The 9909-nt window shown below is 75.1% G+C and carries 11 protein-coding genes; 3 read left to right on the top strand and 8 right to left on the bottom strand.

Annotated features, from left to right (window positions below):
* Nucleotides 1-189: 189 nt before the first annotated feature.
* Nucleotides 190-762 (top strand): hypothetical protein, encoded by a 573-nt coding sequence (locus tag A0J59_RS19385; protein ID WP_064317182.1) that lies wholly within the window; start codon nucleotides 190-192, stop codon nucleotides 760-762.
* Between the two features lie 102 nt (nucleotides 763-864).
* Nucleotides 865-2640, top strand: a complete 1776-nt coding sequence (locus tag A0J59_RS19390) for a SulP family inorganic anion transporter (protein ID WP_064317183.1) — start codon at nucleotides 865-867, stop codon at nucleotides 2638-2640.
* 36 nt (nucleotides 2641-2676) lie between these two features.
* On the opposite strand, the gene A0J59_RS19395 is transcribed toward A0J59_RS19390, so the two are convergent.
* A complete protein-coding gene (locus A0J59_RS19395; protein WP_082919205.1) occupies nucleotides 2677-3117 on the bottom strand; it encodes a helix-turn-helix domain-containing protein in 441 nt (146 codons plus the stop codon).
* 155 nt (nucleotides 3118-3272) lie between these two features.
* Here A0J59_RS19395 and A0J59_RS19400 point away from each other — a divergent pair, with 155 nt between their 5' ends.
* The gene (locus tag A0J59_RS19400) at nucleotides 3273-3638 is read left to right on the top strand and encodes a DoxX family protein (protein ID WP_053369744.1); all 366 of its coding nucleotides are present in this window, start codon (nucleotides 3273-3275) and stop codon (nucleotides 3636-3638) included.
* A 46-nt stretch (nucleotides 3639-3684) separates the two neighbouring features.
* On the opposite strand, the gene A0J59_RS19405 is transcribed toward A0J59_RS19400, so the two are convergent.
* The 7 genes from A0J59_RS19405 to A0J59_RS19435 all read right to left on the bottom strand — a co-directional run.
* Entirely contained in the window at nucleotides 3685-4545 is an 861-nt protein-coding gene (locus tag A0J59_RS19405; protein WP_064317184.1) for an aminoglycoside phosphotransferase family protein, read from the bottom strand.
* A gap of 56 nt (nucleotides 4546-4601) precedes the next feature.
* On the bottom strand, nucleotides 4602-5381 hold the full coding sequence (locus A0J59_RS19410) for a membrane protein insertase YidC (RefSeq protein ID WP_064317185.1): 780 nt from the start codon (nucleotides 5379-5381) through the stop codon (nucleotides 4602-4604).
* A 119-nt stretch (nucleotides 5382-5500) separates the two neighbouring features.
* Nucleotides 5501-5785 (bottom strand): DUF6412 domain-containing protein, encoded by a 285-nt coding sequence (locus A0J59_RS19415; protein ID WP_064317186.1) that lies wholly within the window; start codon nucleotides 5783-5785, stop codon nucleotides 5501-5503.
* 65 nt (nucleotides 5786-5850) lie between these two features.
* Nucleotides 5851-6312 carry a DUF779 domain-containing protein gene (locus tag A0J59_RS19420; protein WP_064317187.1) on the bottom strand — a complete coding sequence of 154 codons (462 nt, stop codon included), beginning with the start codon at nucleotides 6310-6312 and terminating at the stop codon, nucleotides 5851-5853.
* Between the two features lie 118 nt (nucleotides 6313-6430).
* Nucleotides 6431-7954, bottom strand: coding sequence for an aldehyde dehydrogenase (adh, locus tag A0J59_RS19425; RefSeq protein ID WP_064317188.1), 1524 nt, complete (start codon nucleotides 7952-7954; stop codon nucleotides 6431-6433).
* Nucleotides 7955-8136: 182 nt separating this feature from the next.
* The gene (locus A0J59_RS19430) at nucleotides 8137-9447 is read right to left on the bottom strand and encodes a GAF domain-containing protein (RefSeq protein ID WP_231581793.1); all 1311 of its coding nucleotides are present in this window, start codon (nucleotides 9445-9447) and stop codon (nucleotides 8137-8139) included.
* A gap of 60 nt (nucleotides 9448-9507) precedes the next feature.
* Nucleotides 9508-9909: LysR substrate-binding domain-containing protein (locus A0J59_RS19435; RefSeq protein WP_255365369.1), on the bottom strand; the 402-nt coding region annotated here is incomplete at its 5' end.

The following is a 9909-nucleotide window of genomic DNA, read 5'->3' on the forward strand; positions in this document are numbered from 1 at the left end:
CCACTCGCCCTCGGACCAGTCCTCGTCCGACCAGTCCTCGGACCACTCGTCCTCGACCGGCTCGGTGTACCAGTCGGCGATACGCCCGCCCGCGTCGCTCGCGACACCGGCGGCGAAGCCGACGCCACCGCCCACCGCGAGGCACGCCGCACCGCCGTCGGGCTGATCGTCGGTGCGGCGTGCCTCGCGGTGGGCGGTGGCGTCGGCTTCGCCGCCGGTGTCGCGAGCGACGCGGGCGGGCGTATCGCCGACTGGTACACCGAGCCGGTCGAGGACGAGTGGTCCGAGGACTGGTCGGACGAGGACTGGTCCGAGGGCGAGTGGGAGGGCTCCGGGACACGGGCCGACCCCTGGTTCTTCGACGGCTACACCGTCGCCGGGGAGGAGTGGGAGGTCCTCCTGGACCCGCCGTACGAGGCGACCGCGGAGATCCTCGCGCACAGCGACGTCAACGTCGCACCGCCGGAGGGCACGGAGTACTGGATCGTCCCCGTGACCGCCACGTACTACGGCCCCAGCTCGCAGGTGAGCGCGTGGGGGGCGATCGACGTCGGCTTCGTCGGCGACGACGACGTCCACGTCGACGGGCAGTGCGGCGCCGTGCCGGACGCCCTCGTCGGGACGGGCCTCGTCGGGACCGACGACACCGTGTCGGGCAACGTGTGCGTCGCGGTCCCCGCGGGTGCGCCGGGGCTGTGGACGCTCTCGCTCGAGGGGTACGAGCCCTGGTATCTCACCGCGGACGACCCCCTCGCGAGCTGACCCGCACACGTCCCCGTGCGCGGCGACGGCGCCGGCCGTTGCTGTGGTCGGTCGGCGCGCACCGTGCCAGAGTCTCCCCATGGCGCACCCGCGGGAGACGCGATGAGCCCGCGGCCGGTGCGCGCCGTCCGAGGCTGGTGGGACGGGGTCCGGCCCGCCCCGGGGACGTTCTGGCGCTCCGCGGGCGCCGGCGTCCCGGGCGCCGTCGGCGGTGTCCCCGACGGCATGGCGACCGCCACGCTCGTCGGCGTCAACCCGATCCACGGCCTGTACGCGACGGCGGTCGGCCGCATCGCGGGCGGCCTGACGGTCGACTCGCGCCTCATGATCGTCACGACGACGAGCGCGGCGGCGCTCGCCGCCGGCTCGGCCCTCGCGGGGGTCCCCGGCGAGGACCGGCTCGCGGCGCTCATCCTCCTCACGACGCTCGCCGGGGCGGTCATGGTCGTCGCCGGGCTCGTGGGGCTCGGTCGACTCACCGGCTTCGTGTCGCACTCCGTGATGACGGGGTTCCTCACCGGTGTCTCCGTCAACATCCTGCTCGGCCAGCTCGACGACCTCACGGGCGCCGACCCGTCCGCGTCGCTCGCCGTCGGGCAGGCCTTCCAGGTGCTCCGCTCGCCCGGCACGTGGGACGTGCCGACCCTCGTCGTGGGCCTGGGGTCGGTCGCCGTGCTCCTCGTCCTCGGTCGCACGCGCGCCGCCCCGTACGCGGCCGTCGTCGTGCTCGTGGTGTCCGCAGTCGGCGTGTGGGCCCTCGGCGCGACGTCGGTGCGGCTCGTCGGCGACGCGGGCGAGATCCCCGCCGGCCTGCCCTCCCTCGCGCTGCCCGACCTGGGGCTCGTGTCGGTCGACGTGGCCGTGGGTGCGCTCGCCGTGGCGGCCATCGTGCTCGTGCAGGGCGCGGGGGTCGCCGAGTCCGTCCCGAACCCCGGCGGGCGCCGCGCCGACCCGAACCGCAACTTCGTCGGACAGGGCATCGCGAACCTCGCGGTGGGGTTCTTCCGCGGCATCCCGGTCGGCGGGTCGGTCGGCCAGACGGCGATCAGCACCGCCGCGGGGGCGCGCGACCGCTGGGCGGGGATCATGTCGGGCGTGTGGGTGCTCGTCGTCCTCGTCGCGCTGTCCGGGCCGGTCGGGGCGGTCCCGTCGGCGACGCTCGCGGCGCTGCTCGCCGTCGCGTCGGTCGGGTCCATCCGGCTGTCGGCCATGGCGACGGCGTGGCGCACGGGCAGCCAGTCCCAGGTCGCCATGGCGACCACGTTCCTCGCGACCCTCCTCCTGCCCGTCGCGGCCGCGGTCGGCATCGGGGCCGCGCTGTCGATCCTGCTCCAGGCGAACCGGGAGTCCCAGGACCTGCGGATCGTCCGCCTCGTCCCCCAGGAGGGCGGGCACTACCGCGAGGAACCCGCGCCGCGGCGGCTCGACGACGCGACGGTGACGGTCCTCGACGTCTACGGGAGTCTCTTCTACGCCGGCGCCCGGTCGCTCGAGGCCGCGCTGCCGGAGCCCACGCACGCGCACGACGCCGTCGTGGTGCTGCGCCTGCGCGGCCGCGCGAGCCTCGGCGCGACCGCCTTCACGGTGCTCGCGCACTACGCGGACCGGCTGGGCGAGGGCGGCGGTCGCCTCTACGTGAGCGGGGTGGACCCCGCGCTCGCGGAGAAGTTCGAGCAGGTCATCGATCTGCGCCTGCACGAGCGGATCGCGGTGTACCCGGCGCGGCCCGTGATCGGCGAGTCGACCGCGGACGCGATGCGCCACGCGGAGGCGTGGCTCGTGCGCGGCGTCGAGACGGCCCAGATCCCCGTCGTGCGCCCGGACGGGCCGATGAAGCGGCTGTGGTCGCGCGTCCGATCGGCGCTCCACCGCGACTGACCGGTCGCTGTCGCAGGCGCGTTGACGCCCGGTGGCTCAGCCCGCGGCGGTGCCCCGCGCGTCGAACCGGTCCCGGTGGTCGCGGATCGTGGTCGTGTTCTCCAGCGCCCACTCGACGAGCGCGAGCACGGGCGGCAGCAGGGTCGCGCCGAGGTCGGTCAGCGCGTAGTCGACGCGCGGCGGCACGACGGCGTGCACCGTGCGGCTCACGAGCCCGTCGCGCTCGAGCTGGCGCAGGTTGAGCGTGAGCATGCGCTGCGAGATCCCGTCGATGCCGTGCAGGAGCTCGGTGAACCGCTGCGGTCCGCCCGAGAGCATGCCCAGGATGAGGACGCTCCACTTGTCGCCCACCCGGTCGAGCACCGATCGCACCTCGCTCGTGGCCTCGGCGGCGGCACAGCCGCCGCCCACCGGGAGCCCGTGCCGCTCGGCGAGCTCGCGCACCACGGGCACGTCGGTGGTCGGCGTCGTGGTCATGGTGTCTCCGTCTCCGTGGCGTGCGGGTCGGTGTGCCTCTCGCACACGGGTGTGCCTTTTGTAGCCGTCCCCATGGTTACCCATCATGTGCCCAGGCACAAAGAGTGACCGGCCACCCTGCGCCGTCGCCGCCCCTCTCCTCGAAGGACTCACGCATGAACGTCGCCCTGTGGATCGCCTCCGGTCTGCTCGCCCTCGCCTTCCTCGGCGCCGGGCTCATGAAGGCCCTGCGCCCGATCCCCGTGCTCCAGGAGCAGATGCGGTGGGTGACGCCGGAGCGCACCGCGGGCGTGCGCGCGATCGGCTGGCTCGAGGTCGCCGGGGCCGTCGGCGTGATCCTCCCCTGGGCGCTCGGCGTCGCCCCGGTCCTCACACCGATCGCGGCCGTCGGGCTCGCCCTCACGCAGGTCGGCGCGATCCCGCTGCACGTCCGGCTCGGCGAGGCCAAGGCCGTACCGGCGAACGTCGTGCTGCTCGCCCTCGCGGTGTTCGTCGCCGTCGGCAGGTTCGCCGCGCTCTGAGTGCTTCGGCACCCGTCGGGACGCGGGCCCCGCCCCCGACGGGTGCTCAGCCCAGCGCGTGCACGAAGTCCACGCGCTGGGCGGCGAACCAGGCCTCGTTCTCGCGGATCCGGTCCCCGACCCCGTCGTCCCACATGCGCTGCCAGCCCCCGCCGCGGGTGTGCGCCGCGTGCCGCATCGCGTACCAGCTCCGCGCGAACCGCTGCGCAAGCACGTCGAGCAGCGCGAGTCGCTCGGACCGGTCGAGGCCGTACGCCTCCGTGAGGATCCGCGCGCGCCGCGGTGCGTCCAGGTCGCGCAGGACCTCCGACCGCGCCTCCGGCGGCGCGACCGGCGCCCAGTAGAGCAGCGTCGTCGCCACGTCGAGCAGGCGTGTGGTCGGCGCGGCGAGGTCGAAGTCGATCACCCCGACGAGCCGGTGCGGACCCTGCGGGTCGTCACCGGTCGGGGCGAACAGCGCGTTCTCGACCGTGAGGTCGTTGTGCCCGACGACGTCCGGCACGTCGAACACGTCCGGCACCTCCGGGAACTGCGTCCGCTCGGGCCACGCGACGCCGTCGGGCAGCACGACGTCGCGCGACACCGCGTGGAGGTCACGCAGCCACTCCCCGAGCTGGACGAGCACGTCCTCGTCGGTCGCCCACGCGTGCGGCGGGCGCCCGCCCATCTCGCCCGGCAGGAACGTCACGACCTCACGGCCGCGGTCGTCGATCCCGAGGAACCGCGGCGCGCGCTCGAAGCCCGCCCGCTCCAGGTGCAGCAGGTACGCCTCGACGGCGGGGCTGTGCGGGCCACGCGGACGGCGGACGGTGTCGCCGCGCCGGACGATCCCGTCCGACACGTCACCACCCAGCAGGGGGACCTCGACGTCGTCCGCGTCGTCGCGGTACGGGAGCAGATCGGTCATACCCGACACCCTCGCACGCGCGGCGGACCCCTGACCAGGCCCGCCGCGCCGTCGCGCTACGCGACCGCCTCGAACGGGTACCGGCGGCGCAGGACGAGCCGCTGCACGAGCGTCCACGTCACCGTCACGAGCAGGTACACGCCCGCGGCGAGCGGGACGAAGCACGCGATCACCGCCGTCATGAACTGGAGAGCGCCGAGCGCGTTCTGCAGGCCCGGCGCGGCCAGGGGGCCGGAGGTGGCCGGTCCGGTCGCCGTCCGCGGCACGGCGAGACGACCGCCAGGCAGGGACGCCCGGCGCGTGAGCTCCCCGACGAGCGCGACGAGGAGCACGACCCCACCCGCGACCACCAGGGTCGGGACGGCAGCCGCACCCCCACCGAACGAGCCGACGAGGCTCGAGCCGAGGGGCGCTCCCCAGAGCGTGTGGCCCAGCAGCGCGTTCGCGTGACCGGCGATCTGGGCATGCAGGAACAGCGCGTAGACGACGGCGACCACGGGTGCCTGGGCGAGCATCGGCAGGCAGCCGGCGAACGGCGTCGTGCCCTCCTCGGCGTAGAGGTCGAGGGTCGCGCGCTGCAGCTTCTGCGGGTCGTCACGGTGGCGACGCTGGAGCTCGGCGAGCCGGGGCGCGAGGCGCGCGCGGTCGCGCTCCGCCTTGGCCTGGGAGACGCCGACGGGGACGAGCAGCACGCGGACGGCGAGCGTCAGCAGGACGACGGCGGCCGCGGCCGCAGCGCCTCCGGCGACGGGTTCGAGCAGGTCGGACAAGGCCATCAGGGCGCGGTAGGCGGCGTCGAGCACGGTGGAGACGAGCGGGAGGTCGAGCGGGTTCATGGTGGTGTCCTCGGTCGAACGTGCGGGGTACGCGTTCGCCGATCACCCTGCGCCGGGCAGGCCGGGGCACACCGCGGCACGGTGCGCGCGGGATGCGGGGAGAGGCCTCGGCCGGGTGATCAGCCGAGGGGTCGGCCGGGTGCCCGGGGCCGGGCTCGGCCGGGGGCGTCCGGGTCGCTCTGCGTCACGGCAGGGCCGACGTCGACCGTGTCGCGCAGCCGGCCCGCCGGGCGATCCGCCACACCGAGCGCGAGGGGTGCACCCCAGCGCGCGGTCACGGCGGCCACGGCCGCGACGAGGGCCGTGGCACCGAGGAGGAAGAGCGTGGCCGTGAGGGTCGACGTGCCGAGCAGGAGCGTGAGCGCGGAGGCGAGGTCGCGCGCGACGACGAGCAGGTCGTCCATCGCGTCGCCTCCTCTCCGGCCCCGGGCCGTCGGGGCCCGTCGTGGAGCCCGTCGGTGGGGTCAGCCTAGGCCACGTCGAGCGCTGCCCACTCGTCGTCGGTGAGCAGGCGCGACCTGATGATGAACCGCACGCCTTCGGGCGCCTCGACGCTGAACCCGGCGCCGCGGCCGGGCACGACGTCGATCGTCAGGTGCGTGTGCTTCCAGTACTCGAACTGGGCGCGGCTCATCCAGACGGGCACGACGAACCGTCCCGCCGCGCCGTCGGCCCCGTCGAGATCGTCCGCGCCGGGACCGGGCGCGCCGACGACGAGGTCGCCGAGGTGCACGTCGGCGTCGCCGAGGAGGAAGTCGCCCTGCGGGTAGCACATGGGCGACGACCCGTCGCAGCACCCGCCGGACTGGTGGAACATGAGGTCGCCGTGGACCGGGCGCAGCCGCGCGAGCAGCGCCGCGGCGTCGTCGGTGAGCGCGACCCGCGCGGGGGGCGCGCCGACCTGGCCGGGCGAGGGGACGTCGTCGAGCACGGGAACCTCCTGGAGTGCTGGCCGAGCAGGTGCCTGCTGCCGACCGAGCGTGCGGTCGTCGCCCGACAGGACGGCGGGACGGGCGACGACCGCATGCTCGGCGGTGACGGATCGCGGCCTAGAAGAAGCCGAGCTTCTGGGCCGAGTAGGAGACGAGGAGGTTCTTCGTCTGCTGGTAGTGGTCGAGCATCATCTTGTGGTTCTCGCGCCCGACGCCGGAGCCCTTGTACCCGCCGAACGCGGCGGCCGCGGGGTACGCGTGGTAGCAGTTGGTCCACACCCGCCCGGCCTCGATGGTGCGGCCCGCGCGGTAGGCGGTGTTCCCCGACCGCGACCAGACGCCGGCCCCGAGCCCGTAGAGGGTGTCGTTGGCGATGGTCATGGCGTCGTCGAAGTCGGAGAAGTCGGTGACCGCGACGACGGGACCGAAGATCTCCTCCTGGAAGATCCGCATCGAGTTCTTGCCCTCGAAGATCGTGGGCGTCACGTAGTACCCGCCCGCGAGGTCGCCGCCCAGCTCGGCGCGCGTCCCGCCCGTGAGCACCTTCGCGCCCTCGGCCTTGCCGATCTCGATGTACGACAGGATCTTCTCGAGCTGGTCGTTCGACGCCTGCGCGCCGATCATCGTCGCGGTGTCGAGCGGGTTGCCCTGCTGCACCGCCTTCGTCCGCTCCACCGCGTCGCCGAGGAACGTGTCGTAGATCGACGACTGGATGAGGGCCCGCGACGGGCACGTGCACACCTCGCCCTGGTTGAGGGCGAACATCGTGAACCCCTCGAGCGCCTTGTCGTAGAAGTCGTCGCGCGCGTCGGCCACGTCGGAGAAGAAGATGTTCGGCGACTTGCCGCCGAGCTCCAGAGTGACCGGGATGATGTTCTGGCTCGCGTACTGCATGATCAGGCGGCCCGTCGTCGTCTCGCCCGTGAACGCGATCTTGCGGATGCGCGGGCTGGAGGCGAGCGGCTTGCCGGCCTCGACGCCGAACCCGTTGACGACGTTCACCACCCCGGGCGGCAGCAGGTCCCCGACGATGTCCATGAGGAAGAGGATCGACGCGGGCGTCTGCTCGGCGGGCTTGAGCACGACGCAGTTGCCCGCCGCGAGCGCCGGGGCGAGCTTCCACACGGCCATGAGGATCGGGAAGTTCCACGGGATGATCTGCCCGACGACGCCGAGGGGCTCGTGGAAGTGGTACGCGATGGTGTCCTCGTCGATCTCCGAGATCGACCCCTCCTGCGCGCGGATCGCGCCCGCGAAGTAGCGGAAGTGGTCGATCGCGAGCGGGATGTCGGCGGCGAGCGTCTCGCGGACCGGCTTGCCGTTCTCCCACGTCTCGGCGACGGCGATCCGCTCGAGGTTCTCCTCCATCCGGTCGGCGATCTTGTTGAGGATGTTCGCGCGCTCGGTCGCGCTCGTGCGCCCCCACGACCGGGCGGCGCCGTGCGCGGCGTCGAGCGCGCGCTCGACGTCGTCGGCGTTGCCGCGCGCGACCTCGGTGAAGGTCCGGCCCGTGACCGGGCTGGGGTTCTCGAAGTACTGCCCGCTCGCCGGCGCGACGTACTCGCCGCCGATCCAGTGGTCGTACCGGGACTTGTACTCGGCGATGGCCCCGTCCGTGCCGGGGGCTGCGTAGACCGTCATCGTCTGCCTCCTCGTCGCGCTGACTCGCAGCGCTCGATCTCGCCGCGCGCCTGGGGGGAGGTCGCCTCCGGGCGGGGAGTGCCCGACGGCGGTGCGCGGCACGGCGCCTCGTCGCGCCGTGGCACGACGCTAGGCACGCGAGGGTTGCAGGACCGTTGCAGCGCGCGCCCGAGGGGTCGCGGTCAGCCGAGCTCGTCGTCGAGCAGGTCGAGGTGCGCGCGGGCGCGGACCCACAGCGGGCTGCCGTGGTCGGCGACGCGCTGGAGGCGCGTCCACGCGGCGTGGTCCTCGGCGCCGTCCTCGGTGCGGGTCCACGCGTCGAGGGCGTCGGTGTCGCCCGCCGACACGACGGCCGCGCGGAGCTCCGCCGCGAGCTCGGCGCGGAGGTGCTCGACGGCGGGCGCGCCCGAGCGCGGGAGGAGCGGCGCGCGGTACGCCGCGATCGCCCCCCGGACGTCGCCGAGCGCGAGCCGGTCGCGCACGACGTCGGCGTCCGTCCGCAGCGGGCGCGCGAGCCGGTACGGCCGGGACCCGGCGAGGAGCGTCCCGGCGACGCGCCGCAGTCGCGAGACCTCCGCGCGCACGGTGACGTCCGAGAGCGCGCCGGGGTGCAGCAGCACGGCGAGCTCGTCGGCGGAGAGGCCGCGCGGGTGGGCGGCGAGGAGAGCGAGGATCTCGGCGTGCCGCAGCGACAACCGGTGCTCGAGGCCGTCCGGGGCGCGGAGCACGGGCGTGGTGCCGAGCACGAACAGCTCGGGTGCGCCGTCGCGCGGCGGCGCGGGGACGGTCCCGGCACCGTCGGCCGCCGGGGCGGCCGCGCGCTGCGCGAGCTCCCGCTCGAGGCTCAGGACCGTGGCCCGCACGAGCGAGAGGACGACGCTCGAGGCCGCCGACTGGCGACCGGTGACGTCGAGGACACCGAGGACGCGGCCGGTCCCGGGCTCGTGGATCGGGACGGCCGTGCAGCTGAACGCCTGGACGGGCCGGGAGAAGTGCTCCGCGCCGAGGACCTGCACGGCCCGGCGCGCGGCGAGCGCGGTCCCGGGGGCGTTGGTCCCGACGCGCTCCTCGCGCCACACCGACCCCTCGACGAAGCCGACGCGCTCGACCGCGTCCCGCAGCGCGCGGCTGCCCTCGACCCACAGGAGCCGGCCCGCGTCGTCGGAGACGGCGACGGCGAGGCCGTCGTCCGCCGCGGCGTCGACGACGAGCTCGCGGACCACGGGCATGACCCCCGCGAGCGGGTGGGCGTCGCGGTAGGCGACGAGGTCGTCGTGGGCGAGCGCGGACTCCGTGCGCGGGCCCTCGGGGTCGACGCCGCTGTGGACGGACCGGCGCCACGAGTCGGCGACGACCGGGTGGACGCCGTGCGGGAGGACGCCGTCGACGAGGAACGACCGGTAGGCCGCGCGGACCGAGCGGGCGTCGCGGCGCGCGTCGGGGCGACGCGGGTGCGCGTCCGAGCGCAGCGGCGGTGCGAGGGTGCGCGACACGGGACCTCCCACGTCGTCGTGCGGTGCTGGGCCCCAGTGTAGGGCGCGTCCGTCGGCCCGCTACCGCGGCGGCGGGCCGGTCGCCGCCCCGGCCGCCGCGGTCGCGTCCGCGACGCGACGCAGCCCGGCGAGGACGACGCTCGCCGCCGCGGTGGGCGGGGCGCCGCGGCGGACCGCGGCGTACACCGGGCGCGTCCGGGGCGTCCGCAGCGGGCGTGCGACGACGTCGTAGCGCGGGTCGACGGCGAGGCCCGGCAGCAGCGCGACCGACAGTCCCGCCTCGACGTGCGCGAGCAGCAGCTCGTAGCTGGGCAGCCGCGCGACGACACGCGGCTCGAACCCGGCGTCGCGGCACGCGCTCTCGACGAGGGTCGACAGGTACCGGCCGGGCAGGTCCGCCGCCCACCGCGCGTCGGCGAGACCGGCGAGGTCGACCGGCCCCTCCCCCGCCGCCGCCCCCTC

It is taken from the genome of Cellulosimicrobium sp. I38E, from assembly GCF_001647255.1.
Lineage (GTDB): Bacteria > Actinomycetota > Actinomycetes > Actinomycetales > Cellulomonadaceae > Cellulosimicrobium > Cellulosimicrobium cellulans_E.

Coding starts and splice junctions, on each gene's coding strand:
- A0J59_RS19410 (WP_064317185.1), bottom strand. CDS start 5,381: ATGAACCCGCTCGACCTCCCGCTCGTCTCCACCGTGCTCGACGCCGCC.
- A0J59_RS19415 (WP_064317186.1), bottom strand. CDS start 5,785: ATGGACGACCTGCTCGTCGTCGCGCGCGACCTCGCCTCCGCGCTCACG.
- A0J59_RS19400 (WP_053369744.1), top strand. CDS start 3,273: ATGAACGTCGCCCTGTGGATCGCCTCCGGTCTGCTCGCCCTCGCCTTC.
- A0J59_RS19395 (WP_082919205.1), bottom strand. CDS start 3,117: ATGACCACGACGCCGACCACCGACGTGCCCGTGGTGCGCGAGCTCGCC.
- A0J59_RS19405 (WP_064317184.1), bottom strand. CDS start 4,545: ATGACCGATCTGCTCCCGTACCGCGACGACGCGGACGACGTCGAGGTC.
- adh (WP_064317188.1), bottom strand. CDS start 7,954: ATGACGGTCTACGCAGCCCCCGGCACGGACGGGGCCATCGCCGAGTAC.
- A0J59_RS19390 (WP_064317183.1), top strand. CDS start 865: ATGAGCCCGCGGCCGGTGCGCGCCGTCCGAGGCTGGTGGGACGGGGTC.